General features: G+C 62.9%; 27 protein-coding genes. 15 read left to right on the top strand and 12 right to left on the bottom strand.

All coding sequences use genetic code 11. The annotated features are described in order from the left end of the window. Positions 1-29 precede the first annotated feature (29 nt). Together rdgB and hemW are read left to right on the top strand one after the other, a co-directional pair. Positions 30-665: an RdgB/HAM1 family non-canonical purine NTP pyrophosphatase gene (gene rdgB / locus YH63_RS07645; RefSeq protein ID WP_046828117.1), complete on the top strand. Its 636-nt coding sequence runs from the start codon at positions 30-32 to the stop codon at positions 663-665. Beyond that, the gene (gene hemW / locus YH63_RS07640) at positions 662-1,819 is read left to right on the top strand and encodes a radical SAM family heme chaperone HemW (RefSeq protein ID WP_046828118.1); all 1,158 of its coding nucleotides are present in this window, start codon (positions 662-664) and stop codon (positions 1,817-1,819) included. The genes rdgB and hemW overlap by 4 nt, the downstream gene beginning before the upstream one ends. Before the next feature lie 115 nt (positions 1,820-1,934). Here hemW and YH63_RS07630 read toward each other — a convergent pair whose 3' ends face one another. Beyond that, positions 1,935-3,122, bottom strand: coding sequence for a penicillin-binding protein activator (locus YH63_RS07630; protein ID WP_046829682.1), 1,188 nt, complete (start codon positions 3,120-3,122; stop codon positions 1,935-1,937). A 335-nt stretch (positions 3,123-3,457) separates the two neighbouring features. Here YH63_RS07630 and rsmI point away from each other — a divergent pair, with 335 nt between their 5' ends. The 5 genes from rsmI to YH63_RS07605 all read left to right on the top strand — a co-directional run bounded on the left by rsmI (position 3,458) and on the right by YH63_RS07605 (position 7,922). After that, complete coding sequence (gene rsmI / locus YH63_RS07625) at positions 3,458-4,393, top strand: 16S rRNA (cytidine(1402)-2'-O)-methyltransferase (RefSeq protein ID WP_046828119.1); 936 nt, start codon at positions 3,458-3,460, stop codon at positions 4,391-4,393. Beyond that, entirely contained in the window at positions 4,377-4,799 is a 423-nt protein-coding gene (locus tag YH63_RS07620; RefSeq protein WP_046828120.1) for a YraN family protein, read from the top strand. The genes rsmI and YH63_RS07620 overlap by 17 nt, the downstream gene beginning before the upstream one ends. A gap of 88 nt (positions 4,800-4,887) precedes the next feature. Further along, positions 4,888-5,829, top strand: coding sequence for a glutathione synthase (gene gshB, locus YH63_RS07615; protein WP_046828121.1), 942 nt, complete (start codon positions 4,888-4,890; stop codon positions 5,827-5,829). A gap of 109 nt (positions 5,830-5,938) precedes the next feature. Then, a complete protein-coding gene (locus YH63_RS07610; protein WP_046828122.1) occupies positions 5,939-6,781 on the top strand; it encodes a hypothetical protein in 843 nt (280 codons plus the stop codon). A gap of 160 nt (positions 6,782-6,941) precedes the next feature. Next, positions 6,942-7,922: an MBL fold metallo-hydrolase gene (locus YH63_RS07605; protein WP_046828123.1), complete on the top strand. Its 981-nt coding sequence runs from the start codon at positions 6,942-6,944 to the stop codon at positions 7,920-7,922. A gap of 272 nt (positions 7,923-8,194) precedes the next feature. Here YH63_RS07605 and YH63_RS07600 read toward each other — a convergent pair whose 3' ends face one another. Then, on the bottom strand, positions 8,195-9,061 hold the full coding sequence (locus YH63_RS07600) for a DUF3800 domain-containing protein (RefSeq protein ID WP_046828124.1): 867 nt from the start codon (positions 9,059-9,061) through the stop codon (positions 8,195-8,197). A gap of 330 nt (positions 9,062-9,391) precedes the next feature. Here YH63_RS07600 and YH63_RS07595 point away from each other — a divergent pair, with 330 nt between their 5' ends. The 4 genes from YH63_RS07595 to YH63_RS07580 all read left to right on the top strand — a co-directional run bounded on the left by YH63_RS07595 (position 9,392) and on the right by YH63_RS07580 (position 15,083). Continuing rightward, entirely contained in the window at positions 9,392-10,930 is a 1,539-nt protein-coding gene (locus YH63_RS07595) for a YifB family Mg chelatase-like AAA ATPase (protein WP_046828125.1), read from the top strand. Positions 10,931-11,091: 161 nt separating this feature from the next. Beyond that, entirely contained in the window at positions 11,092-11,556 is a 465-nt protein-coding gene (locus YH63_RS07590; protein ID WP_046828126.1) for a hypothetical protein, read from the top strand. Positions 11,557-11,688: 132 nt separating this feature from the next. Beyond that, positions 11,689-13,941: an ATP-binding protein gene (locus YH63_RS07585; RefSeq protein ID WP_046828127.1), complete on the top strand. Its 2,253-nt coding sequence runs from the start codon at positions 11,689-11,691 to the stop codon at positions 13,939-13,941. A 107-nt stretch (positions 13,942-14,048) separates the two neighbouring features. Next, on the top strand, positions 14,049-15,083 hold the full coding sequence (locus YH63_RS07580; RefSeq protein WP_083992609.1) for a GNAT family N-acetyltransferase: 1,035 nt from the start codon (positions 14,049-14,051) through the stop codon (positions 15,081-15,083). A gap of 125 nt (positions 15,084-15,208) precedes the next feature. Here YH63_RS07580 and coaA read toward each other — a convergent pair whose 3' ends face one another. The 7 genes from coaA to hisB form a co-directional block, all read right to left on the bottom strand. Next, complete coding sequence (gene coaA, locus YH63_RS07575) at positions 15,209-16,165, bottom strand: type I pantothenate kinase (RefSeq protein ID WP_046828128.1); 957 nt, start codon at positions 16,163-16,165, stop codon at positions 15,209-15,211. A 55-nt stretch (positions 16,166-16,220) separates the two neighbouring features. Then, positions 16,221-16,544, bottom strand: a complete 324-nt coding sequence (locus YH63_RS07570; RefSeq protein ID WP_046828129.1) for a phosphoribosyl-ATP diphosphatase — start codon at positions 16,542-16,544, stop codon at positions 16,221-16,223. 81 nt (positions 16,545-16,625) lie between these two features. After that, positions 16,626-17,402 carry an imidazole glycerol phosphate synthase subunit HisF gene (hisF, locus tag YH63_RS07565; RefSeq protein WP_046828130.1) on the bottom strand — a complete coding sequence of 259 codons (777 nt, stop codon included), beginning with the start codon at positions 17,400-17,402 and terminating at the stop codon, positions 16,626-16,628. Positions 17,403-17,413: 11 nt separating this feature from the next. Next, positions 17,414-18,154 carry a 1-(5-phosphoribosyl)-5-[(5-phosphoribosylamino)methylideneamino]imidazole-4-carboxamide isomerase gene (gene hisA, locus YH63_RS07560; RefSeq protein ID WP_046829684.1) on the bottom strand — a complete coding sequence of 247 codons (741 nt, stop codon included), beginning with the start codon at positions 18,152-18,154 and terminating at the stop codon, positions 17,414-17,416. Beyond that, a complete protein-coding gene (gene hisH, locus YH63_RS07555) occupies positions 18,151-18,801 on the bottom strand; it encodes an imidazole glycerol phosphate synthase subunit HisH (RefSeq protein WP_046828131.1) in 651 nt (216 codons plus the stop codon). The genes hisA and hisH overlap by 4 nt, the downstream gene beginning before the upstream one ends. Beyond that, positions 18,798-19,301 (bottom strand): DUF2628 domain-containing protein, encoded by a 504-nt coding sequence (locus YH63_RS07550; protein WP_046828132.1) that lies wholly within the window; start codon positions 19,299-19,301, stop codon positions 18,798-18,800. Before YH63_RS07550 ends, hisH begins: the two co-directional genes overlap by 4 nt. Positions 19,302-19,407: 106 nt before the next feature. Beyond that, complete coding sequence (hisB, locus tag YH63_RS07545) at positions 19,408-20,001, bottom strand: imidazoleglycerol-phosphate dehydratase HisB (RefSeq protein WP_019199261.1); 594 nt, start codon at positions 19,999-20,001, stop codon at positions 19,408-19,410. A 195-nt stretch (positions 20,002-20,196) separates the two neighbouring features. On the opposite strand from hisB, the gene hslV reads away from it, so the two are divergent. The 3 genes from hslV to hslU are packed head-to-tail and all read left to right on the top strand — an operon-like array spanning position 20,197 to position 22,712. Next, entirely contained in the window at positions 20,197-20,748 is a 552-nt protein-coding gene (gene hslV / locus YH63_RS07540) for an ATP-dependent protease subunit HslV (protein WP_046828133.1), read from the top strand. Then, the gene (locus YH63_RS07535) at positions 20,745-21,353 is read left to right on the top strand and encodes a DUF2585 domain-containing protein (RefSeq protein ID WP_046828134.1); all 609 of its coding nucleotides are present in this window, start codon (positions 20,745-20,747) and stop codon (positions 21,351-21,353) included. Before hslV ends, YH63_RS07535 begins: the two co-directional genes overlap by 4 nt. A 57-nt stretch (positions 21,354-21,410) precedes the next feature. Continuing rightward, the gene (hslU, locus tag YH63_RS07530; RefSeq protein ID WP_046828135.1) at positions 21,411-22,712 is read left to right on the top strand and encodes an ATP-dependent protease ATPase subunit HslU; all 1,302 of its coding nucleotides are present in this window, start codon (positions 21,411-21,413) and stop codon (positions 22,710-22,712) included. 190 nt (positions 22,713-22,902) lie between these two features. Here hslU and YH63_RS07525 read toward each other — a convergent pair whose 3' ends face one another. From YH63_RS07525 to YH63_RS07515, 3 genes are read right to left on the bottom strand one after another with little or no spacing between them, the layout of a single operon-like run. Beyond that, a complete protein-coding gene (locus YH63_RS07525; protein ID WP_046828136.1) occupies positions 22,903-23,487 on the bottom strand; it encodes a Smr/MutS family protein in 585 nt (194 codons plus the stop codon). After that, positions 23,484-25,190 (bottom strand): murein transglycosylase A, encoded by a 1,707-nt coding sequence (mltA, locus tag YH63_RS07520; RefSeq protein WP_170978670.1) that lies wholly within the window; start codon positions 25,188-25,190, stop codon positions 23,484-23,486. The genes YH63_RS07525 and mltA overlap by 4 nt, the downstream gene beginning before the upstream one ends. Continuing rightward, positions 25,168-25,869 (bottom strand): Tim44/TimA family putative adaptor protein, encoded by a 702-nt coding sequence (locus tag YH63_RS07515; RefSeq protein ID WP_046828137.1) that lies wholly within the window; start codon positions 25,867-25,869, stop codon positions 25,168-25,170. The genes mltA and YH63_RS07515 overlap by 23 nt, the downstream gene beginning before the upstream one ends. A 404-nt stretch (positions 25,870-26,273) precedes the next feature. Between YH63_RS07515 and secB the strand changes: the two genes are divergently transcribed. After that, a complete protein-coding gene (gene secB / locus YH63_RS07510) occupies positions 26,274-26,756 on the top strand; it encodes a protein-export chaperone SecB (protein ID WP_046828138.1) in 483 nt (160 codons plus the stop codon). The last annotated feature ends 29 nt before the right edge of the window (positions 26,757-26,785 follow it).

Genomic DNA, 26,785 nt, shown 5'->3' with positions numbered 1-26,785 from the left:
ACTGCGTCGCCTGAGGATAAGCATTGCGCATGAGTGATCATCGCCGAATCACCGGCCGCCTTGTGATCGCGACCCACAATCCCGGCAAGCTCGCCGAGATGCGCGAACTGCTTGCGCCTTACGGCGTGGAAGCGGTGTCGGCGGCGGAACTCGGCCTCACTGAGCCGGATGAGACCGGCACAACGTTCCAAGCCAATGCCCGCATCAAGGCCGTGGCGGCGGCGAAGGCGACGCAGCTTCCGGCGTTCGCGGACGATTCGGGGCTGGCGGTCGATGCGCTCGACGGACAGCCCGGAATCTATTCGGCGCGCTGGGCCGGCGAGGACAAGAATTTTCTCGCCGCCATGTCGCAGATCGAGCGCCTGCTGCAGGAGCGCGGCGCGAAGGAGCCTGCGCAGCGAAGTGCGCATTTCGTCTCGGCGCTGTGCGTCGCATGGCCGGACGGACATTTTGAGGACGTCGAAGCGCGCGTCGACGGCACGCTGGTATGGCCGCCGCGCGGCACCGCGGGCTTCGGTTACGATCCGGCGTTTCTGCCGGACGGGCACAGCCGCACCTTTGGCGAAATGACCAGCATCGAGAAGCATGGCCTGCCGCCGCATGGCATGGGCCTGTCGCATCGCGCGAAAGCCTTCGTGAAGCTCGCGGAGATCTGCCTCACATGAGCACCGCTGCGAAACAGGCGTTCGGCGTCTACGTGCACTGGCCGTTCTGCCTGTCGAAGTGCCCGTATTGCGACTTCAACAGCCATGTGCGTCATGCGCCGATCGACGAGTTTCGTTTCGCGCGCGCGTTCGAGCGCGAGATCGAGACCACCGCCGCGCGCACACCGGGCCGCGAGGTCACATCGATCTTCCTCGGCGGCGGCACGCCGTCGCTGATGCAGCCGCAGACCGTCGGCGCGATTCTCAATTCCATCGCCCGACACTGGAGCGTCGCCAGCGATGTCGAGGTGACGCTGGAAGCCAATCCGACCAGCGTCGAGGCCACGCGTTTCAAGGGTTATCGTTCGGCCGGTGTGAACCGCGTATCACTCGGCGTGCAGGCGCTGGACGATGCCTCGCTGAAAGCGCTCGGACGTTTGCACAGCGCGCGTGAGGCGCTGGATGCTGTCGCCATCGCTCGCTCGGCGTTCGATCGCTACTCGTTCGATCTGATCTATGCGCGGCCCGACCAGACGCCGCAGATGTGGGAAGAGGAACTGAAGCTCGCGGTGTCGGAAGCCGCCGAGCATCTGTCGCTGTATCAGCTCACCATCGAGCCGGAGACGCCGTTCTTCGGGCTGCATGCCGCCGGCAAGCTGAAGATTCCCGACGAAGCGGTGGCGCGCGCGCTTTACGATGTGACGCAGGATGTCTGCGCCAAACTCGGCCTGCCGTCCTATGAGATTTCCAACCACGCGCGGCCCGGCGCGGAGTGCAAGCACAATCTGGTTTACTGGCGCGGGCAGGAATACGCCGGCATCGGTCCCGGCGCGCATGGCCGCATCGATATCGACGGCATCCGCCACGCCATCGCCACCGAGAAGCGTCCGGAGACCTGGCTGATGCGCGTCGAGGCGCAGGGCCATGGCGTGATCACCGACGAGCTTCTCAACAGCGAAGAGCGTGCCGACGAATATCTCCTGATGGGACTGCGGCTGGTGGAGGGCATCGATCCGGTGCGTTACCGGGCGTTGTCGGGACGTTCGCTCGACCCAAGGCGCATCGAGATCCTGCAGGACGAAGGCGCGATCACCGTCGATCCCGATGGCCGCGTACGCGTGACGATGCAGGGTTTTCCGGTGCTGGACGCCGTGGTGGCGGATCTGGCGGCTTAATTCCACACTCGTCATTGCGAGCGAAGCGAAGCAATCCAGAAGTAAAAATAAAGAACTGGATTGCTTCGTCGCAAGCGCTCCTCGCAATGACGATGCTGAGAATTCACGCGGACTGTTACGCCCCAAAGCTCTTCGGCGAGCCTGCCGCAATCGCACCGCCGCTCGAACCGACGCGCATCACCGCGAGACCACGCTCGTTGGTGCCGTCGCTGCGGAAACGAAACAGTCCGTCGATGCCCGCAAAGCCTGACGGGTTGGTGAGAACGTCGGGCGAAAAACGCTGGCCGCCCTGGGTTCGCGCCAGGGCCGCGACCAGCGCAACGCCGTCATAGGCCAGCGTCGCGGTGCGAACCGGATCGCCGCCGTATTTGGCGCGGTAGCGCGCCGAAAAGCCGCGAAAACCCGACGGGTCCGGCGCGGCATAGAGCCCGCCGCGCAGATTGGTATTGGCGAACACGCGCGGATTGTCCCACAGCCCCGTGCCGAGCAGTTGTACGCGCTTGAGATCGGCGCCGCTGGAGGCCAGCGTGTCCGCGACGCCGACCAGTGCGTCGCCGTCATCAGCCAGCAGCAACGAATCTGCGCTCGCCAGCGCCTGCACGATGGTCGCCGCGCTCTGCGTGCGATCGGCGCCGTATTTCTCGAACGCAACAATGCGGCCGTTCTTGCGCGCAACCGCCTGCTTGAACGCAACCTCAACCACATTGCCGTAGGCGTTCTCGGGCAGGAACGCCGCGAAGGACCGCTTTCCGGTGCCCGCGGCGTAGTCGACGATGCGGTTGACGTCGGATTCAGGCAGGAAGCTCAGCAGATACACACCGCGCCCGGCGACGCTCGAGTCGGTCGAGAACGCGATCAGCGGAATGCCGCGGTTGCGCGCGATTTGCGCCGCGCCCGGCACCGATTGCGCGAACAGCGGCCCGAGAATGATTTCGGCACCCTCATCGACCGCCTGCTGCGCACCCTGTTGCGCGCCCTGCGCCGTGCCGTTGTCGTCCTTGATCAGAAGCTGGAGATTCGGATTCTGAAATTCCGCGAGCGCCAGTTCGGCGGCGTTGCGCATCGACTGCGCGGCCAGACCGGCGTTACCGGCCGCGGACAGCGGTAACAACAGGCCGACCTTGACCTGGCCGCTTCCGACCGCCGACGGCTGTTGTTGCGGACCGGCAGGTTGCTCGCCGCCGGAGAACGGAGATTGCATGCCGGCGCACCCGGCCACGAGCGGCGCACCCAGAATCAGGCCGACCGCGCTGCGACGGGTGGCGCCGCTGCGTGAAGGCTTAGGAGTGAACGGCGCAACCATCATTTCTCTTCCGGGCATTGATCCTCGGACACATCTGGAAGAGGATTCAGGCATATTGTCGGCTATAAGTTAACCAGAACAAAAGCTTTTCCGCACCCCTCAGGCGCGCAAGAATACCGCCGGACTGTTTGCAGCTGCGAACAAGACGTAGCGGTCCCTCGGCGCTAGTGTGGCGGTTCGCAAGTCCGCCTTGCCGGGCAGCAACTCCGTAGCGGACTTGCGAACCAAAGCCACCCTGGAGTTATAACTTTCTAGTCCTTTCGAATCCGAAGTTCGCTACGAAAGGTGCTGGAAATTAGTGCGAACTTCGGATTCGGGACACTAGATTGCCCACCATGCGCACCAAGAATGTTCCCGCCTCATCGCCCGAACCCGACAGTCCTGCCCGTACCTTTGCGGTGGCTGGGCACCTCGTCAGCGCGCCGAAGGCTGCGCCGGGGCTCTATCTGGTGGCAACGCCGATCGGCAATCTCGGCGACATCACGCTGCGCGCGCTGGAGACGCTTGCGGGCGTCGATATCGTCGCGTGCGAAGACACCCGAATCACGCGGCGGCTGATCGAACGGTTCTCCATCACCGCGACGCTCAAACAGTATCATGAGCACAACGCCGAGCAGGCGCGGCCGAAAATTCTGGAAGCGCTCGCGCGCGGATCGTCCATTGCGCTGGTGTCGGACGCCGGCACGCCGCTGATTTCCGACCCCGGGTTCAAGCTGGTGCGCGAGGTCAGCGCGGCGGGTTTTCCGGTGATCGCATTGCCGGGGCCATCGTCCGTGCTGGCAGCGCTTTCGGTCGCCGCATTGCCGACGGATCGATTTTTCTTCGAGGGTTTCCTGCCGTCGAAACAAAATGCACGCCGCACACGCATCGCCGAGCTTGCGCGCATCGACGCCACGCTGGTGATGTTCGAAAGCGGCGCGCGGGTGCAGGAGTGCCTGCACGATCTTGCGAGCATCATGGGCGAACGCGACGCCGCGATCTGCCGTGAAATGACCAAGCTGCATGAAGAGGTCCGCCGCGCGACCGTGTCAGAACTGGCGGCAATCTCCGATACGCTGGAGACGCGCGGCGAATTCGTCTTGGTGATCGGACCGCCCGCCGCCGACGCAGGGCTGATGAACGACGACGCGCTCGACGATCTGTTGCGGACCTCGCTGGCACGCGGCAGCGTCAAGGATGCCGTCGCCCACGCCGTGGAAGTCTCCGGGCGGCCGCGCCGCGAGATCTATGCCCGCGCGCTTGAGCTCTCGAAGGATGGCGATGACGGATAGTGATCCGCCGCCGAAATTATCGAAGGCGCGCGCAAAAATTCCCTCGCCTGCGCGCGTCGCCGCGTTCCAGACCGGCCTGTCCGCCGAAAGCCGCGCCTGTGTTTACCTGATCGCCAAGGGCTATCGCATTCTGGCGCGGCGCTTCCGCACCCCTTACGGCGAGATCGACATTGTTGCGCGCAGGCGCGGCCTGCTGGCTTTCGTCGAGGTCAAGGCACGCGCAACGCTGGACGACGCGGCCTATTCGGTGACCCCGCAACAGCAGCAGCGGATCGTCGCCGCGGCCCAGGCCTGGCTGATGGCGCGCCCTGAACATGCGACTTTCGAGATGCGGTTCGATGTCGTGCTGATTGCGCCGAAACACCTGCCACGCCACCTGATGGCGGCATTCGACGCCAGCGGGTGAACGGCAGGGTTGCGTGCAAAACCTCTGGCAACGCGGACTGAAATCGCACAGATTGCCGCCGCAACAGATCAACAGTCGGATTTGAATCATGAAGCTGAAAGTCGCCGTCCAGATGGACCCCATCGCGCGGATCAATGTTCGCGGCGACTCGACATTCGCCCTGTTGCTGGAGGCGCAGAAGCGCGGCCATGCGCTGGCCTATTATACGCCCGAGAAACTCTCCCTGAAGGGCGAACAGTTGATCGCAACCGTGCAGCCGCTGAAAGTGCGCGACGAGGACGGCGATCACTTCACGCTGGGCGATGCCACGCGCGTCGATCTCGAATCCTTCGATGTGATTCTTCTTCGGCAGGATCCGCCGTTCGATCTCGCCTACATCACCACCACGCACTTCCTCGAGCGCATTCATCCGAAAACGCTGGTCGTCAACAACCCGGCCAGCGTGCGCAATGCGCCGGAAAAGATCTTCGTGATGGAGTTCGCGGACCTGATGCCGCCGACGTTGATCTCGCGCGACAAGGACGAGATCAACGCCTTCCGCGCCGAGCATGGCGACGTGGTGATGAAGCCACTGTATGGACACGGCGGCGCCGCGGTGTTTCGCATCACGCCGAACGACATGAATTTCGGCTCGCTCTACGACATGTTCTCGGTGACGTTCCGCGAACCGTGGGTGATCCAGCGCTTCCTCCCCGAGGTCAAACACGGCGACAAGCGCATCATCCTTGTCGATGGCGAATTTGCCGGCGCCGTGAACCGCGTGCCGGCGGCGGACGATCTGCGCTCCAACATGGTGCGCGGAGGCGCTGCGCAATCCACCGACCTGTCGCCGCGCGAGCGCGAAATCTGCGCTCGGCTCGGCCCGGCGCTGCGCGAGCGCGGGCTGCTGTTCGTCGGCATCGACGTGATCGACGGCCACCTGACGGAGATCAATGTCACCTCGCCGACCGGCATCCGGGCCATCGCCCGGCTCGGCGGCCCCGACGTTGCGGCCATGATCTGGGACGCGATTTCAGCCAAACGCGCCTGACTGCCTGACTACAGTTTAATCAATTGCTGACCACCTTCTGCCAATCTGGCGCCGGAGGCGTGCGCTGCTGCCGGATACGCGGTATGCGTGCACCGAACAGGCATGACCCATGGCAATTGAAGTTTTCAACGGTACCTCGATCCCGCGTGAACTGACCACGGCCGCGCTGGAATTCCTGTGGGTCAAATGGAAAACTCTGAACGATACCAACGATTTGACGCTTCAGCGGTTGACCGAGGAATGCAGCTACGAACTGCGCGCCAATTCCATTCACATGATCGGCGTGGGCGACGATTTCGCCTACGTCTATGTCGGCGAGGCCATCCAGGCTGCGGCCCGCGAGAAGCTTGCGGGCTCCCTGCTCTCCCAGCTGACCAATCCCCTCCGGGATGAATTCAGGGACGTGTACCGGCAAGTCGCCAAGCGCATGACCCCCGCCTTCATCCGCTACACCGGCGGCCGCTCGCAGAGCGGTCAGCTCTGGCAGCGGCTGGTGCTGCCGATCAAGGTCACCGACAACATCGTCATGCTGGTGATCTATTCGGAACTGATCAGCTATCAGCTCGAGGTCTACGACCATCTGTTCCGCACCGCGCCGGACGCCATGGTCATCGCATCGCCGATCACCAACGACGCCGGACATACTGTCGATGGCTGGATCGTCATGATGAACGATCGCGCACGGCAGCTGCTGAACTATGACGGCAACATCGGCAACATCCGCCTGACCCAGCTTCCGCAATTCGCCGGCGTCGATATCTGGGGCCGGTTGTACGCGCCGAAATCCGCCGCTGCGGCGACGCCCGTGACCGTGGCGGACTTCGATGTCGAGATCATGCGTTTTCCGCATGTGTTCGGGCTACGCATTTCGCCTAAGCTCGCCGGACTCGACGCCAATGCCGCAACCCTCGTTCCCGGCATGAGCACTCAGGCCGCCAGCCAATCCGCCTGATTTTCAAGTCATCTCGATTCACATCACTGGCAACGTTGGAGCGCGCCCGGCGCATTGCGGCGCGGGGTCATCTACACCCGCTTGCCAGTGCGCGAAAACGAGCCGCATAATCGCCGCCGCGACAACCAACGACCAACAACAAAATTCAACGGAGGAACGCATGACGACAGATGTTTCGCGACGATCTCTCCTTGCTCTTGGCGCCGGACTTGGTGTCGGACTTGGCACAACGATGATGAGCGGTAGCGCCCTGGCGCGCGCACCCAAGCTCGGCACGCAGGCTCCGTATTTTCATCGCTTCACGCTCGGCAGCGCGGAAGTCACCGTGGTGTCCGACGGACCCCTGCCGCTCGGCGACCCATCAGGCACGTTCCTCGGCGTTCCGAAGGAAGACGTGCAGAAGATGCTGACCGATAATTTTCTGAGCCCCAGCAACGTCGTTCTCGAACAGAACGCGCCGATCGTGAACTTCGGCGAGCGCGTGGTCCTGTTCGACACCGGCATGGGCACCTCGAAGCTGTTCGGACCGACCACCGGACGTTTGCAGAAGAGCATCACCGAAGCCGGCCTCAAGCCGGAAGACGTCGATGCGATCGTTTGCTCGCACGCGCATATCGATCATATCGGCGGTATCGTCGATGCGGGCGGCAAGCCGCTGTTTCCGAACGCGCAGGTCTATATCAGCCAGGCCGATCTGGAATTCTGGACCGACGAAAAGAAGCTGGACGGGCCGCTCAAGGATTTCATCATCCACGCCCGCAAGAACCTGATGCCGGTGCGCGACCGGATCGTGTTCTTCAAGGACGGACAGGAATTCCTGCCCGGCGTGACGGCCATCGCCGCACCCGGCCACACCTTCGGCCACCACATTTTCATGATCCAGTCGGACGGGAAGTCGTTCGCCTTCCTCGGCGATCTCACGCACCATCAGATCTTGCTGCTGGAGCGGCCGCGGATGGAATTCGCCTACGATTCCGATCCCAAGATGGCCGCCGCCACGCGCGTCAAACTGCTGGACATGATCGCGGCCAACAAAACCGCGGTGATGTCCTACCATTTCCCGTGGCCGGGTTACGGCCATGTGGTCAAGGCCGGCGACGGCTTCCGCTACATCGCCGAGCCGATGATCATGAATCTCTAGGCTGACCCGGAACCGATCAGCGGCAGCGGTGATCGCCGCTGCCGCACCAATCTTTTTCGGGAGGCTATCTCCCGTTCGAGAAAGCTGATTCCTATCAGCTACTTAGTAACACATTGATTCAAAACGATGATTCTGGCATGATTCGGAATAGGCGGGATACGCTGGAACACACTTGGCCTTCAACTAGATTGCAAGGCAGCTGGCAGGACGGTTTCCCAACGGATGGAAGCCTAGAAAGCCTCTAGCGCAAACAAGTCCGGGGCCCGCCGCCTTCACTTGATCGGGTAGCCATAGAATCTGAATAGCTGTTCTTGGTCTGAGGTCAGTTTCGCCTTGTGCCAAACTGGAAGAAGTGTGACGCCATAGTCAGCATGCCGACCGTTTTCGGTCGGGATTACGGGCTTCAACATCTTCGCAAAGGCCGGGTCCCACGTGGAAACCGATAGCGTATTCGCTCCCTGATAAAACGAACTCGCGACGGCGTCGGCTAGCTGCACACCGGCGTTTTTCGCGTGCGCTATAATCCTATTGCTCGCCGGATGTAACACCTTCCATTTTATCGTGCGCTTGTTAAGCAACGTAGAGTTAGAGCGCGCCTGCTCTTTGAGCAAATCATGGTACGCGGCCGTTTGGCCGTATCGCATACCCCCTCGCTCGCTGAACACGACTTGCAGATGCTTTGCGCTCCCATAAGTCTTCAGCGCATCAGCCTCAACGAAATCGGTCACGCGCTCCAGCAGTAGCCTGATGCACCAATTATAGAACCACTCTTGGTTAAACGGTCGGGCCGCTTGAACACGCTCATTTTGATGGCGCAACATGTTCTTCTTATTAGAAAGCAACGCGAAGCATCTAAGAGGGAGCTTAGCGAGATGATCGCACAACAGCGCTTTTCGTGCTGCGTTTAAGCCTCGGAAGTGGAGATCGGGTCTTTGCGTTGCATTTATGAGTTGCCGTATTTCTTGAACCCAGGAGACAGTATCTCGTTCACGTTCTTGTCTGACGAGTACAGCTCCAATCGACAGCCATTCACTTGCGCCGTTGGCATCCATTGGCTGGATTCTCGCCAAGCCGGGATCACCAGCTTCATCTACATACAGAACGTAGCGAATGTCCGGCTTTTCGAACGCCAAGCTCATTGTTTGTGGCTCAATGGAGTGACCTCAAAGTTTCTAAAAATAATGGGCGCACGCGATTTCGCCCTCGCAGGCTAGCGGTGCTTACGACACTCGCCCTACCGGCTGGGGACCGGAGGGCGGTTTGCCGAATAACCCAAAGTGCAATTTGACTACAGGGATTGGACCCAGACGCTACAGGCGCATCCACCAATGCTGCAAGAAAGTCCTTCAAGAACTGTAATGATGGTGCTTCCGCCCAGCTGCCGGAGATTCGTTGGTGATTCTCTGTTCCCTAAATGTTCTTGCGCTGGCAAAAGTTCCTGCTAGGGTTGCAGCGGGGGCGAGGGAGCAATGGTTCAGCGCGTATCCACGGTGGCGTTTGAAGGCATCGAAGCCCGCGCGGTGGACGTGCAGGTTCAGGTCGCGCCGGGACTGCCCGCATTCTCCATCGTCGGCCTGCCCGATAAAGCCGTTTCCGAAGCACGCGAGCGGGTGCGCTCCGCCCTGATTGCCTCTGGTTTGGCGCTGCCCGCCCGGCGAATCACCGTCAATCTCGCGCCCGCCGACCTGCCCAAAGAAGGCAGTCATTACGATCTCCCCATCGCGCTCGGACTGATGGCCGCCATCGGCGCAATCCCGCCCGATGCACTGAACGGTTTTACGGTGCTGGGCGAACTCGGTCTCGATGGTTCGATCGCGCCGGTCGCCGGCGTCCTTCCCGCAGCCATCGGCGCCAATGCACGCGACGAAGGACTGATCTGTCCCGCGGCCTGTGGTCCCGAAGCAGCATGGGCCAGCCCCGAGATTCAGATCGTCGCCGCGGCATCGCTGATTCAGATCGCCAATCATTTCAAGGGCACGCAGGTTCTGTCGCGGCCCGAACCGAAGATCACCGAACGCCAGATTGCGGCGCTCGACCTGCGCGACATCAAGGGCCAGGAAAGCGCCAAGCGCGCGCTCGAGATTGCCGCTGCCGGCGGACACCATTTGCTGATGATCGGCAGTCCGGGTTCGGGCAAATCCATGCTGGCGGCGCGGCTGCCCTCGATCCTGCCGCCACTGTCGCCTTCCGAACTGCTCGAGATTTCAATGATCGCCTCCGTTGCGGGCGAAATCGAAGGCGGTGCATTAACAGCGCGGCGTCCGTTCCGCGCCCCGCACCACTCCGCCAGCATGGCCGCGCTGACGGGCGGCGGCATGCGCGCCAAGCCCGGCGAGATTTCGCTGGCGCATCACGGCGTGCTGTTCCTCGATGAGCTGCCCGAATTCGATGCGCGCGTGCTGGATTCGCTGCGCCAACCGCTGGAGAACGGCGAAGTCGCGGTGTCGCGCGCCAACCATCGGGTGACTTATCCGGCGCGCTTCATGCTGGTGGCGGCGATGAATCCCTGCCGCTGCGGACATGCCTACGAGCCCGGCTATTCCTGCAAGCGCGGACGCATCGACCGCTGCACCGCAGACTATCAGGGACGCATTTCCGGCCCGCTGATGGACCGCATCGACCTGCGGATCGAGGTGCCGGCCGTCACCGCCTCCGATCTGATTCTTCCAGCCCCTGCGGAGGGCTCCGCCGAAGTCGCCGCACGCGTCGCTGCGGCCCGCGCGGTTCAGATCGCGCGCTACGCAGCACTGGGCCTGCCGCACATCCGCACCAACGCGGAGGCGCCTGCCGCCGTGCTGGAAGAGATCGCGAAGCCTGACGCGCAAGGACAGAAACTATTGCGCGACGCCGCCGAAACCATGCGGCTGTCGGCGCGCGGTTATCACCGCGTGCTGCGGGTGGCGCGCACCCTCGCCGATCTCGACGGCGCGGACACCATCGGACGGCTTCATCTTGCCGAAGCATTGTCGTATCGCGCGCTGGCGGAAGATCTGCGCCGCGCGGCGTAACCGAAATCAGCGCCCGACAACGGTTCCGTAACGATCTCTCTTTACACTTCAAAAACCATAAGCCGCCCTGTCGTGGCGGCTTTGGCGCATGATCCGGACCGCCGCTCCGGCCGTCCGCGAGACCATGCCGACCGACCGTGTTGAGTGAGTGAGTGGCGTCCATGTTGCGTGTAAAGATCCTGGCTTCGGCTGTTCCGTTGTTGCTTGCCGGCGTCGTCGCCGGCGGTGAGATGATCCCGAGCCCCAGTCCCTGCATCGCGATCGGCCGCGCCTCGATGCAGATCGCCACCGCGCCCTGGCAGAACCCGCTTCGCGTCAGTTTCACCGACGATCCGGAAACCGCGACGGTGCGGGTTCAGGTGGTCGATACCGCGGATCTGGCGGACTTCACCGTGATCGACGGCACCCAGACCGCCGAGACCGACAGTTGCGCAGTCACCCGCGACACGTCGTTTGTCAGCATCGCAGCCCACGCCTCCGCTTCGGAGCCGGTGATCTACCTGTCGCAGAACCGCGACGCGGACTACCGCATCTTCGTGCAGTCACGCTCGTTCAGCACCCGCGAAGCCGCGGCGCTGGTGGTCGGCGCCGGACGCCGCGTCCGCATGGCCGAGCGCTCGATGTGATCCAAACCCGGCGTTAACGCCTCGTTAGCCACGTTCTTATCGCCGCCGACGATCCGCGGACGCTTCAAACACTTCGAAACATCCCCCACACATTCTCGCGCAGACCTTCACCCAACCGCGGAGCGGCCCTTAATGTTGCGAGCCTTGCGCATCAGATCGCGCTTCCGCCGTTTTGGACGCCGCCATCCGTGGGTGGGCATCACGATCCGCTCTGTGATGATCTTCTCCGCCACCTTCGGCGGAGCCTACGGATTCATTACGGGAAGCCGGACTGAAGCTTACGATCCGCACGCCTTTGCATTGGGCGCAAGTTTCCTGTTCGCGTTGGCCTGTGTCGCGCTGGCAACGCTCAGCATGCGGATGCGCTGGCTGCGCAAGAAGATGCGCAAGATCGAAATGCACAACGAATCGCTGGTCGATCGCAACTGGGAACTGAAAAGCGCCGAGGAACATGCCCGCAGCCTGTTCGAGTCTCAGAGCGACCTGATCGTCCTGCGGGACGGCGACGGCATCATCACCTCGGTCAACGACGCGTACTGCGCGCTGGCCCGCAAGCCGCGCGAGGCGCTGATCGGCACGCGTTTCACCCTGCCCGTGCTGGAGCAGGGCGCGATCGCCATCGAGCCGAACGGCACCCGCGTCCATGACCAGAAGATCGACAGTGCGCTGGGTCCACGCTGGATCGCCTGGCGCGAGGGCCTGATCCGCAGCGACGCTCATCAGCCAGCCGACCTGCAATGCGTCGGCCGCGACGTCACCGACCGCGCCGAGACCGAGCGCGCGCTGGCCGAAGCGCGCGACCTTGCCAACTCCGCCAACCGCGCGAAGTCGAAATTCCTCGCCATGGCGTCGCATGAAATCCGCACGCCGCTGAACGGTATCCTCGGCATGAGCAACCTCCTGCTCGACACCACGCTGACCGCCGAGCAGGCTACCTACGCCAAGGCCGTGAAAACATCCGGTGACGCCCTGATGGCGCTGATCGACGAACTGCTCGATTTCTCCAAGATCGAAGCCGGCAAGATCGACCTCGAACAGCGCCCCTTCGCGCTCGCCGCCATGGTCGAGGACATCACCGAACTGCTGGCGCCGCGCGCGCAGGCGCGCAAGCTCGAGATCGCATCCTATGTCGATGAGCGCCTGCCGCAGAACGTGATTGGCGACGCAGCACGGCTGCGCCAGGTGCTGCTCAATCTCGCCGGTAACGCCATCAAGTTCACGCAGACCGGCGGTGTCGCGCTGATTGTCGAGCCGGGCATCTGGCCGGGTGAAGTGTCGTTCCTTGTGCGCGACACCGGCATCGGCATTGCCCCGGAAGCACAGCAGCGAATCTTCCGCGAGTTCGAGCAGGCGTCCGAGGGCACCGCGCGCAACTACGGCGGCACGGGTCTCGGGCTCAGCATCAGCGAGCGCATCGTTCGGCGCATGGGCGGGCGGATCACGCTGGAGAGCGCCGAGGGCGAAGGCGCAACATTCGCGTTTTCGATACCGCTTGCCGCCGCGGACCGCGGCGACAGCGCCGCTTCCACCTTCATCGCACCCGACCTGACCGATAAATCGATCATGCTGGTGGCGCCGCAGAGCATCGAAGCCTCGCTGATCGCGCGGCGTCTGGAGCGCTGGGGCGCGCAGACCTGCACCGTGGCCGACGCATCGATCGCACGCGCGCTGTTGCCCGAGCGATCATGGTATGCCGTGCTGGTCGATTGTAGCGGCGGCGACACGCAGTTGCGCGATCTCGGCGAAGCGGCGTTGCGCCATACCGCCCACCGGATCGCGATGTTCACGCCGGCGGAGCGCCGCGACATGACGCCTGCGATCACCGCGTTGTATACGGCCTATCTGGTGAAGCCGTTGCGCGCCGCCTCGCTGGCCGCACGCCTGACATCCTCCGGCGCAGCGCTGGTGCCGGACCTGCCCGACGACGCCGCCGCCCCGATTGACGTATCCGATATCGCAACATCCGGAGAGACGTCGCGTGCCCTTTCGATTCTCGTGGCAGAAGACAACGAGATTAACGCGCTGCTGATCCGCTCTCTGCTGACGCGGCTCGGTCATCGGCCGGTCATCACCACCGACGGCGAGCAGGCTCTTGAATCATGGCTCGCGGCCGACAGCGCCGGCACGCCCTACGATGTTGTGCTGATGGATATCCAGATGCCGAAGCTCGACGGCATCACCGCGACGAGGCGCATCCGCGCCCATGAAGCAGGACGCAGCCCGCGGCGAACGACGATCCTCGCGCTGACGGCGAACACACTGGTGGACGATCGCTATGCTTGCTTTGAGTCCGGAATGGACGGCTTCCTGATCAAGCCACTCGATCGCGACAAGCTGGCCGAGGCGCTCGCTGCAATCCCTGCATCGCAAACGGTTATCGCCTAGGCAGGGCTTCCCGCGCCGCGCGGTGTCATAAATCCGTATCAGGATCATGATTATTGAAGCCTCAGGGCTGCGCTTGGCGAATCAATGCGCGCAGCCGCGAGGAAGCCATGAGCGGCAACAAACCGGCGCCTGCGAAGCCGGATGCAAATTCCAGGTTGCTTGAACGGCAGGCCGTTCGCAGCCCGCTTGAAGCGTTTCGCCAAAATCCGCTGGTCCAGATGCTCCGGCCCACCCATGCGAAGTCGGCAGCGACGGCGGCTGCGACATGGCTGATGCCAAACCTTCTGCATTCAAGCCTGCGTGGCGAGGCCGTGCCGAACATGTTGCAGCCAGCCTCGGCGCAACTCGGGAAAATCGGTTCGCTGGAAGTCCGTCTCGCGCAAACCAAAAGCGACGTGAAGCGCGCACAGAAGCTGCGCTACAAGGTGTTCTACAAGAACGGTTCAGCCATTGCCGACGCCGCGACCATGCTCGCGCAGCGCGACAAGGATTCGTTCGACAAGATCTGCGACCACCTGATGGTGATCGATCACGCCGCCAAGCCGACGATGAGCGGCAAACAGCCTGTGGTCGGCACCTATCGCCTGTTGCGTCAGGACGTCGCCGAAAAGCATGGCGGCTTCTACACCGGCGACGAATTCGACATTTCAGGCCTGATGCAACGCCAGTCCGGCTTGAAGTTTCTCGAGCTTGGCCGCTCCTGCGTGCTGCCGCCCTACCGCACCAAGCGGACCGTCGAACTCCTGTGGCATGGCGTCTGGAGCTACGTGCGCCGGCACAATCTCGACGTGATGATCGGCTGCGCAAGTTTCGAAGGCACCAACCCCGATCGTCTGGCCTTGCCGCTGTCGTTCCTGCATCACTTCGCCGCCGCCCCCGAGGGGTGGCGCGCCAGCGCGCATCCATCGCGCCGGGTGGAGATGAATCGCATTGCGAAAGAAGAGATCGACACCAAGGCGGCATTGCGGATGCTGCCGCCGCTGATCAAGGGCTATCTGCGGGTCGGTGCGTTCGTCGGCGACGGCGCGGTGGTGGATCACCAGTTCGGCACCACCGACGTTCTGATCGTGATGCCGGTATCCGCTATTTCAGGACGCTATCTCGACCACTTCGGCGCCGACGCAACGCGTCACGCCGCGTAACACGGAACCAAAGCTAGCGTGCCGTCATTGCGAGGAGCGCAGGGACGAAGCAACTCAGTTCCTTGTTTGCGATTCTGGATTGCTTCGCTTCGCTCGCAATGACGTTGAGAACTTGCGCGCGTGTCTTACAGCCGCCGCAACTGAACCGTCTCGATGATGTGGTCGCCGCCCTTTTTCAGAATCAGCGTCGCGCGCGGCCTGGTCGGCAGGATGTTTTCTTCGAGGTTGACGAGGTTGATGGTGGTCCAGAGCTCGAGCGCCCTTTCGGTCGCTTCCTTGTCGGACAGCTTGGCATAACGGCTGAAATAGGACCGCGGATCGCGGAACGCCGTGTCGCGCAGCGTGAGGAAGCGCTCGACATACCACTCGCGCAGGATCGGCTCTTCCGCGTCGATATAAACGGAGAAGTCGAAGAAGTCCGACACATAGGGAACGGCCTTGCCGTCGCGCGGCAGGCGCCCGGTCTGCAGCACGTTGACGCCTTCGACGATCAGAATGTCGGGGCGGTCGATTTCGACGCCCTCGTTCGGAATGACGTCATAGGTCAGATGCGAATAGACCGGCGCGCGTACCGGCCGCCGGCCCGCCTTGATGTCGGACAGGAAGCTGAGCAGCGCGGGAAGATCGTAGCTTTCGGGAAAGCCCTTCTTCTGCATCAGGCCTTCGCGCTCAAGAACCTTGTTCGGAAACAGGAAGCCGTCGGTGGTGACGAGATCGACCTTGGGGCGCGGCGACCAGCGCGCCAGCAGCGCCTGCAGCACGCGCGCCGTGGTGGACTTGCCCACCGCCACCGATCCGGCGACGCCGATGATGTAGGGCATCTTGCGGTCCTCGATGCCGAGGAAGTGCCGCTGCGCCACGAACAGCCGCTGGGCCGCTGCGACATAGAACGACAGCAGGCGCGACAGCGGCAGATAGATTTCCTCGACCTCCTTCATGTCGAGGCGGTCGTGCATCGAATGCATCCGCGCGATTTCTTCGGCGGTCAGGGTCATCGGCATGTCGTCGCGCAACGCAGCCCACTGCGCGCGCGAGAAAACACGATAAGGATTGTACTGAACCTGTTCGGCTCTCACATCCATGAGCCATTCCCTCCTGTCCGGCCGGCGCGTGTCCCCGCACCTGCCGGAGTTTCAACTAATCGCGCTTGCGCGCGGCTTTCTCTTCAAGCCCGGACATTTGCGTCCGCTGCGCCAGCGCGTCTTCGACATCGGTAAAACTGATGCCGCGCGATTTCAGCAGCACCAGAAGATGGAAGATCAGATCGGCGCTTTCGGCGATCAGGTGGCCGCGGTCGTTCTCGATGGCGGCAATGACGGTTTCCACCGCCTCCTCGCCCAGCTTCTTGGCGCAGTGATCGGGGCCCTTGTCCAGCAGCTTGCGGGTATAGGACGCCTCTCCTCCCGACGCCGCGCGGGCGTCGATGGTGGCGGCAAGATCGTGGATCGTAAAACGGCTCATAAAGCGCCTTCTATCACTTCCGTACCCCGGTAGGGAGCGCAAAGAGTTGATCCGATTCAGGTATTTGGCATACGGCCGCGCTCATGGATCGAGCCGCATCGGCAGCCCGGCGCGGACCATGTGGTCCTTGGCCTGACGGATGGTGAACTCGCCGAAATGGAAGATCGACGCAGCCAGCACAGCCGTGGCGTGTCCCTCGCGGATGCCCGCCACCAGGTGGTCGAGGTTGCCGACGCCGCCCGAGGCGATCACCGGGACGTTCACGCTGTCGGCAATGGCGCGGGTCAGCGGAATGTCGAAACCCTGCCGGGTGCCGTCGCGATCCATCGAGGTCAGCAGGATTTCTCCCGCGCCCAGCGAGACCACTTCCTGCGCGTATTCGATGGCGTCGATGCCGGTGGACTTGCGCCCGCCATGGGTGAAAATCTCCCAGCGCGAACCGCCGCCGGGGCGCGCGACGCTCTTGGCGTCGATCGCGACCACGATGCACTGGTCGCCGAACTTTTCCGCCGCTTCCTTGACGAACTCGCGCCGGGACACCGCCGCCGAATTGATCGACACCTTGTCGGCCCCGTAGGTCAGAAGCGTACGGATGTCCTCGACCTTGCGCACGCCGCCGCCGACGGTCAGCGGCATGAAGCAGGCTTCCGCCGTCCGCCGCACCACGTCGAGCATCGTACCGCGATTTTCGTGGGTCGCATTGATGTCGAGAAAACAAAGCTCGTCCGCGCCCGCCGCGTCATAGGCAATCGCAGCCTCGACGGGGTCGCCGGCATCGCGCAGATCGACGAAGTTGACGCCCTTGACGACACGGCCGTCCTTGACGTCGAGACAGGGAATGACACGGGCCTTGAACATCGTTGCTGTTCCTATGCCGCCGCGCGCGCGTTGCGGATCAGCGTCAGCGCCTCGGCCGGATCGACACGGCCGTCGTAGAGCGCCCGGCCGGAAATCGCGCCTTCCAGCCTTTTGGCGCGCGGCTCCAGCATCGCCTTCACGTCCGCAATGGACGCGAAACCGCCCGAAGCAATCACGGGAATCGAGATTGCATCCGCGAGTGCAATGGTCGCGTCGAGGTTGAGACCTTTCAGTAGCCCGTCGCGGGCGATGTCGGTAAAGATGATCGCGGCGACGCCAGCATCCTCGAAGCGCTGCGCGATATCGAGCGCCGTGACTGTCGAAGTTTCCGCCCAGCCCTCAACCGCGACCTTGCCGTCGCGCGCGTCGAGACCGACCGCAACCCGGCCCGGAAATTTCTTCGCGGCTTCCTTCACCAGCGCCGGATCGCGCACCGCAGCGGTGCCGATGATAACGCGACGGATGCCCTTGGACAGCCATGCCTCAATCGTCGCAAGATCGCGGATACCGCCGCCGAGCTGCACCGGAAATGTCACGACCTTAAGCATCGCCTCGACCGCTTGCGCATTCACGGGCTTGCCGGCGAACGCGCCGTCGAGATCGACCACGTGAAGATATTCGAAGCCTTGAGTCTCGAAGGTTTTCGCCTGCGCGGCCGGATCGAGATTGAACACAGTCGCGCGCGCCATGTCGCCCTGCTCGAGGCGCACGCACTGGCCGTTCTTGAGATCGATAGCGGGAAAGAGAATCACGGCTTCCACTTCAGAAAATTCGAGATCAGGGCGAGACCGAAACGCTGGCTCTTTTCGGGGTGAAACTGCGTGCCGATCGCGGTGTCCTTGGCCACGATGGCCGTTACCGGCCCACCGTAGTCGGCGCGAGCGACGACATCGGCCTCATTCACCGCGTTCAGGTGATAGGAGTGCACGAAATAAGCGTGGCGGCCCTTGTCGCCGAGCGGCAGCCGTTCCAGCACCGGATGCTCGCGCACCAGGTCGAGCGTGTTCCAGCCCATGTGCGGGATTTTCAGGTTTTCCTCACGCGGCGAAATCTTCACGACATCGCCCGCGATCCAGTCGAGGCCCGGCGTGGTGACGTATTCCTTGCCCTGCGTCGCCATCAGCTGCATGCCGACGCAGATGCCGAAGAACGGCCGCGCCTTGTCGCGCACCGCTTCCGTCATGGCATCCACCATGCCGTTCAAACCATCGAGGCCCTTGCGGCAATCCGCGAACGCGCCGACGCCGGGCAGAACAATGCGATCGGCGCGGAACACGGTCTCGGGATCACGCGTCACAACGATCTTCAGCGGCTGCTCCATGCTGCGCGCGGCGCGCTCGAAAGCCTTCGCCGCCGAGTGCAGATTGCCGGAGCCGTAATCGATAATGGCAACGCTCAACGCGACGCTCCAGGTTCAGGAAACAAGCCGATCACGCTCTCCGACTGCGTCAGCGAGGCACGCGGCAACGGCGGCGGTGAACTCGCATTGCCGCGATTGCCGTCGCGCGCCGTCTTGGCGTTCCAGCGCTCGAAGAAGCGGCGCTCGGCGGCTTCTTCCGAATCCGCCACCACGATATCGAGCTGGCGCCATTTCCGGCGCGACAGCTTCCAGCGCCGCAGCGAGCCCGCCTCAAGACCGACCAGCAAGGCGATGACGCCCATCACCAGAAAGCGCGTGCCCGATCCCACGCCGAACGACCACATTGCGATTTCCGCCGCGATCGTGATCACGAGATAGCCGAACGTCGCCAGCCACAGCCGTTGCCACAGCAACCAAAGGATGGAAGCGACGAAGGCCCAAAAATAAAATCCGTCCCGCACGAACACGAGCTGTTCCGGCGCCGTGCGCACATCGGTGCCGTAATAGCTCGCCGGCCCGTGAACCGTGTAAACCGCCATGATCGTTCTCCGGAACCCCGTTGCGCACGATCCACGAAAGATCGTGCGCCGCTCGATGGTCCAAAAGTGAATTCCAGCGCATGACCGGCATGCGCTTCAGGTCAAATCAGCCGCCGAGCGTGCCCTTGGTCGAGGGAATTTCGCCCGCGGCGCGCGGATCGATCGCCACCGCGGCACGGAGCGCGCGCGCCAGGCCCTTGAAGCACGACTCGGCGATATGATGGTTATTCTCGCCGTACAGCGTCTCGACATGCAGCGTTACACCGGCATTGATCGCGAAGGCGTTGAACCACTCGCGCACCAGCTCGGTGTCGAACTCGCCGATCTTGTCGCGCGGGAATTCGGCCTTGAACACCAGCACCGGCCGCCCGGAAATGTCGATAACGACGCGCGACAGCGTCTCGTCCATCGGCATGTGGATGCTGGCATAGCGGGTGATGCCCTTCATGTCGCCGAGCGCCTGCTTCACGGCCTGCCCGAGCGCAATGCCGACATCTTCCGTGGTGTGGTGGTAATCGATATGGAGATCGCCGTCGGCCTGCACGGTGATGTCGATGCGCGAATGCCGCGCCAGGAGATCCAGCATATGATCGAAAAATCCGATGCCGGTCGCGACATTGGATATGCCGGTGCCGTCCAGATTGACCGACACCATGATGTCGGTTTCCTTGGTCTTGCGCTTGATGGTGGCCGTGCGCATGAAAAGTGCTCTCCGAACGCCTCAGAACTCTTGGGAAAGAGCGTCCTTTTAACAGGCACATGACGCCTTCGCTACTGCGGGATGACGCGATTTTTGCCTGAGTTTTCAGATATAGTGACCGGAATTCGCCGCACCGGCGGGCCAATTGCAACCGCCGGCGCCAGTGCCTAGATCAGGCCCTTCAACGAGGTATTCATGCAAGCATCACAGCCTGAGATCTGGCACGGGACCACCATTCTCACGGTCCGCAAGGGCGGCAAAGTGGTCATCGGCGGCGACGGGCAGGTTTCCATCGGCCAGACCGTTATCAAGTCCAACGCCAAAAAGGTCCGCAAGCTCGGCAAGGGCGACGTCATCGGCGGATTCGCCGGCGCCACGGCCGACGCCTTCACCCTGTTCGAGCGCCTCGAGGCCAAGCTCGAGCAGTATCCCGGCCAGCTGACCCGGGCCGCCGTCGAACTGGCCAAGGACTGGCGCACCGACCGCTACCTGCGACGCCTGGAAGCGATGATGATCGTGGCCGACAAGGATGTCTCGCTGGTGCTGACCGGCACCGGCGACGTGCTGGAGCCGGAGCATGGCGTCATGGCGATCGGCTCCGGCGGCAACTACGCGCTGGCCGCCGCGCGTGCCTTGGCCGATTCCGACCAAGACGCCGAGGCCATCGTGCGCCGCTCGCTCGATATCGCCGCCGACATCTGCGTCTACACCAATCGCAACGTCACCATCGAAACCCTTCCCGCATGAGCGCGGCGGACAGTGCCGTGGCGCCAGCGACGCCGGGGCTGTCGCCGCGTCAGGGATTTTTGATCGCTTTAGCGTTGCTCGCGCTGCAGGCCGCGATTCTCTACGGCATGGGCCGGCTGCCGATCTGCGCCTGCGGATATGTCAAACTGTGGCACGGCGTGGTGCTGAGCTCGGAGAACTCACAGCACATCGCCGACTGGTACACCTTCTCGCACATCATCCACGGATTCCTGTTCTATGGCTTGACCTGGCTGCTGTTTCCGCGCGTGTCGTGGATCGCACGCCTTCTGATTGCGATGCTGATCGAGGGCGGTTGGGAGCTGCTGGAGAATTCGCCACTCATTATCGAGCGGTACCGGGCCGGCACCATCTCGCTCGACTATTACGGCGACAGCATCGTCAATTCGATCTCGGACACACTGGCGATGATCGCCGGTTTTCTCGCCGCGCGAAAATTGCCAGTGATCGCGACGGTGATCCTGGCGGTTGTGTTCGAGATCGCCGTCGGCCTGCACATCCGCGACAACCTGACGCTGAACATCATCATGCTGATTCATCCATCCGATGCGATACGGCAATGGCAGGGCGGGCCGCCGATTATCTAGGATACACTGAAGCGACCACCGCTTGCGATGCAGCCCATTCAACAATAGCTAAGAGCCATGACAGACTTCTCCCCCCGCGAAATCGTTTCCGAGCTCGATCGCTTCATCGTTGGACAGGGCGACGCCAAGCGCGCCGTCTCCATCGCGCTGCGCAACCGCTGGCGGCGGCAACAACTGACCGGCTCGCTACGCGAAGAAGTGCTGCCGAAGAACATCCTGATGATCGGGCCGACCGGCGTCGGCAAGACCGAAATCGCGCGGCGGCTGGCGCGCCTCGCCGGAGCGCCGTTCATCAAGGTCGAAGCCACCAAGTTCACTGAAGTGGGCTATGTCGGCCGCGACGTCGAGCAGATCGTGCGCGATCTCGTCGAGGTCGCGATCCTGCAGACCCGCGAGCGCAAGCGGAAGGATGTGCAGGCGCGCGCACAACAGGCCGCCGAGGACCGCGTGCTCGACGCGCTGGTCGGCGCCAATGCCGGCGCAGCGACGCGCGATTCGTTCCGCAAGAAACTGCGGGCGGGCGAACTGAACGACAAGGAAATCGAGATCGAAACCCAGTCGTCCGGCGGCACGCCGATGTTCGAGATTCCGGGCATGCCCGGCGCGCAGGTCGGCTCGATCTCGATCGGCGATATTTTCGGCAAGATGGGCGGCCGCACCAAGACTCGCCGCCTCACCGTGGCCGATTCCCACGAAATCCTCGTCAACGAGGAAAGCGACAAGCTGCTCGACAACGATCAGTTGGTTCAGGAGTCCGTTCAGGCGGTGGAAAACAACGGCATCGTCTTCCTCGACGAGATCGACAAGATCTGCGTGCGCGATGGCCGCAGCGGCGGCGACGTATCCCGCGAGGGCGTGCAGCGCGACCTGTTGCCGCTGATCGAAGGCACCACGGTGTCCACCAAGCATGGCGCGGTGAAGACCGACCACATTCTCTTCATTGCGTCGGGCGCGTTTCACATCGCCAAACCGTCCGACCTGCTGCCCGAGTTGCAGGGCCGCTTGCCGATTCGCGTCGAGTTGCAGGCGCTCACGCGCGACGACATGCGCCGCATCCTCACCGAGCCGGAGGCCTCGCTGCTCAAGCAGTATGTCGCGCTGATGCAGACCGAAGGCGTCACGCTCAACATCACCGACGACGGTATCGATGCACTGGCCGATGTCGCCGTGGCGGTGAACTCGACCATCGAGAATATCGGCGCGCGCCGTCTGCAGACGGTGATGGAGCGGGTGCTGGACGAGACGTCTTTCCACGCGCCCGACATGGGCGGTCAGACCGTCACCATCGACGCCGCCTACGTGCAGAAGCATATCGGCGATCTGGCGAAGAACACGGATCTGAGCCGGTTCATTCTGTAGCAACGGCGCGAGTTCTCCTGCGAGACTCGCCACATTTTTGATGTCGTCCCCGCGAAAGCGGGGACCCATAACCACCGATGCTAGAAATTCAGCGCTGAGACATCGCCACCTACTTCATAACTCAGGGAGTATGGGTCCCCGCTTTCGCGGGGACGACGAGGTAAGTACGCGCTGACAGCGGCTGTGTTTGCTACCGCGCGCGCCGCACGCGCACATACAGCGCGCCCTCGCCGCCATGACCGATGTGAGCTTCCTCGAAGCCGACGATGAGGCTGCGGAATTCCGGCAGGCCGAGCCATTGCGGCACCTGGCGGCGCAGCACGCCGCGCTCCGACTCCGGCCCGACGGTGCGGCCCTTGCCGGTGATGACGAGAACGAAGCTCATGCCACCGGCCTGCGCGTGCTGCAGAAAGTTCAGCAGCATGCGATGCGCCCTGGTCTGGGTCATGCCATGCAGATCGAGCCGCGCGTCGATGTCTTTCCTGCCGCGCGAGAGCTTTGACCGCTCACGCCGCCCCAGCGGCGCAAGCGGCGGCGGCGCGGGAGGCGGACTCGGAATTTTTCGGATCGTGGCTGGAAGTTTTGGCGGCGGCGCGGAATTCGACGTCGCCGGAGCTTCTTCGACAATTTCCAGCGAATTTTTCGCCGGACGCGATCTCTTGCGTAGCGGCTTGGCCTGCTTCGTCACATTTTCCCATAGCTCGGCTTCTTCGCGGCTCAGCGCGCGCTTGCGCCGGGGCGATGGCGGCGGATCGAGATTGCGCGGACGCTTCATTGGCGATGACGATAACGCCGGTGATGACGCTTGCGACGCGGCGTATCGGGTTTGACGGTCGCCGCTGACGCAACATCCGGCGCGGTTTTGGGACGGGCTTCAGGCAACGGCACCGCCTGCGCGGTGGCCGCAACGGCGGGCGCTGTTGCCACGGCTGGCGTCTGGGCCGCGGCCGGCTGGTCCTTGGACGGAGCGCTCTTCGCCGAATCCTTGGAAACATCCTTCGAAGAATCTTTGGGCTGCTCTTTCGACGTGTCCTTGGAAGTTTCCTTGGCGCCTTCCTTAGCCAGCTCCTTCGGCGTTTCCTTGACCGCTTCCTTGGGAGGCTCGGTTTGCGGAAACAGTTTTGCGATGGTGGCCGACGGCCGGTCTTCCGGCAGCGGCATGGTCTTGCCGCGCGCCACCGGATCGAGGCTGTTCGGCAACAGCATCACAAATCGCGCCGGATTTTTCAGGCGGCCTGCGACGCGGCCCGCATCGGCGCCCGCGCCGAAATAGATGTCCGCGCGCGCGGGGCCGATAATCGCCGAGCCGGTATCCTGCGCGATCATCAGCTTGCGGAACGGCGTGTTCGACGTGTCGGATTCAATCGGCAGATTGCCTTCGATGAAGAACGGCGTGCCGTAAACATGCAGCGACTTGTCGACGGCAATCGACCGACCTGCCGTCAGCGGCACGCCCTGCGCACCGACCGCTTCGTCGTCCGCCGCCAACTTCACCTCGCGAAAGAACACATAGGAGCGGTTGAACCGGCGCAATTCCTTCGCGGCATCCGGACTCTGCTCCATGTATTCACGAATCTTCTGCATCGACATCTGGTCTTTGGGAATGATGTTGCGCTCGATCAACACACGCCCGACGGGCGTGTAAGGATAACCATTATGCGCATCATAGTTGATGCGCACTATCGATCCGTCGTCGAGCTTGATTCGCGCCGAACCCTGAATCTGGATGAACAGCAGATCGGTCTGGCTCTTCAGCCAGACCACTTCGAGACCGCGCCCCGCGATCGCGCCATCCTCGATCTCGGCGCGGTCATAGTAAGGCACCAGCTTGCGCCGCCCGATCTTGCGGAACACCTGCCCCTTGTTCGGCATGCTGGCATTGGCCTGCGAATATCCGCGCACGAACAGGTTCGACGGCCGCCGATAAACAGGCACGTTGTAGACATCGGTCTGGACCCGCGAGCCGTCAACGATCGGCTCGTAGTATCCGGTCACAAAACCCGCATCCTCGCCGATCCGCGAAATCTGCAAGGGGGTGAAATTTTTCTCGAAGAATTCGCGCGCCTTGGCGCTCTCGGAAATATCCTCGGCGCGGGCCGCAATGCAGGGGTCGCGCAGCGAGGTGCCCAGCGCCTTGCTGTCCGCGACCGGGGTTTTCTGCGCAGCGATCGGTTTGCAGCTTGTGCGAAACGTCTTGAAGGCCGGAAGCGGATCGTCGTCGGCCCAGCCCACGACCTCGTTCCATTTCAGCGGCGCATATTGGCCGTCGGGAACTACCAACGGCCAGACAACCGGCCCGCGCTTCGGAGCTTCATGATGATCGTGAGAGACATCACGGCCGGCCGTTCTGGCCTCAACGTCTGTGATTGCGAGACCGGCTGCGAAAAGCCCAGCGGCTCCGGCGCTCAGCCACGCGCCAAAGCGCCCGGCTCGCGCGCCGGGCGTGGCAGATTCTTTATTGTCCGCTTTCCGTCCCAACCAGCTTCCAGTTCGGATCGCGCGAAGCGATGTCACGGGCAAAGGTCCAGACATCTGTGACATCGGTGAGCTTTTCCGCGTTGCCATCGACGACGGTGCCAGCCTTGTCGCGCGTCACCGAGATCATCTGGGACACGAACCGGATGGTGATTTGAGCGGCGCGATCGCGCGTTTCGGCATTGACGATCTCGGCCTTGTCGATCGACGCGAAACGCGTCTCGACCCGTTCGCCGCGCTGTTCGCGTTCCTTGATCGCGGCCTCGAATCCTTCGTAGACCTCGGACGACAACAGATCCTTCAGCGCGCGGCGATCACCGTTGGCAAAAGCCAGCACGATCATCTCATAGGCGCTTTTCGCGCCGCTGAGGAAATGCTGCGCGTCGAATGACGGGTCGGAGACGGCGATCTGATCGAGACCGAGCGCGAGCGCTGATCCGGATTCGGCGATTCCCTTCCAGCGATCGGGCACGACGGCAGGGTCCCCGGACGGCGCCAGCGGCGCCTGATCGATGGTCTTGCCCGGCATCGGCACGACGTTGTCCGGCGCTCCGCGCAGGACATCACGGGCCGCGCGATCGAACGGCGGCCGCTCGTCGCCGGTCCGCTGCCCCAGCACATTGCGCAACCGCAAGAAGATGAAGACCGCCAGGGCCAGAAAAATGATGGTGTAAATATCCACGTCGCATTCACTTTCTGATCGGTGCTGCACGCCGCCCGCGCGGCTTCCCGGATTGAAACGGGGTCACAGAGGCGTTCGTTCCGTCACATGTAGGCACGAAATCCAATCCAGCCAACATCGCTATATGCCGCGCTTGAGGTGCCCTAAGACGAGATTTGGGGCATTCATAGCGCCGATTTAGCGCAATTCTACCCGATCCAGCGGTCAGGGCCAGCCGAAACACAACGGAATGCAGCCCATCGTCCTTGTCGAATGAGGCAAGGCTATGATAGCCACTCGCCCCGACAAGGGCCTGTCCTGTCCGAACGCGGACTTTCGCCGCCAACGGATGCCTTTTCACAGGCGGTTCCCGACCGGATCGCTCCCTGGGCGATCTCGTTTCCACATTCTCGGAGCGAATATTCATGACCAACGGCAACGGTGCACCTCTCGAGAACGCGGCTCCGCCCCAGTTCAACGTTCTGGCGCAGTACATCAAGGATTTCTCGTTCGAGAATCCGAACTCCCCGGCGTCGCTGGCCAACCAGGACAAGCAGCCCACCATCAATATTCAGATCAACGTCACCGCCACTCCGGTTGCCGAGCATGACTTCGAGGTCGCGCTGTCCATCGAGGGCAAGGCCGAGAACGACAACTTTGTGCTGTTTGCGTTCGAACTGATCTATGCTGGCGTGTTTCGCATTCAGAACGTACCGCAGGACAGCATGCACCCGTTCATCATGATCGAATGCCCGCGGCTGCTGTTCCCGTTCGCTCGCGAGATCGTGGCGTCGTCGGTGCGCGCCGGCGGCTTCCCGCCGCTGATGCTCGATCCGGTGGATTTCGTCGGCCTCTATCGCCAGAACATGGCGCGTCAGGCCGAGCAGCAGCAGGGCAAGCCGAGCTGAGCCCGGTTATCGCTGCGCGAAGCGAAAAT

Source organism: Afipia massiliensis (assembly GCF_001006325.2).
Lineage (GTDB): Bacteria > Pseudomonadota > Alphaproteobacteria > Rhizobiales > Xanthobacteraceae > Afipia > Afipia massiliensis_A.
Note: the sequence above shows the minus strand (reverse complement) of the source record. Positions and strands in the feature narration are given on the sequence as shown.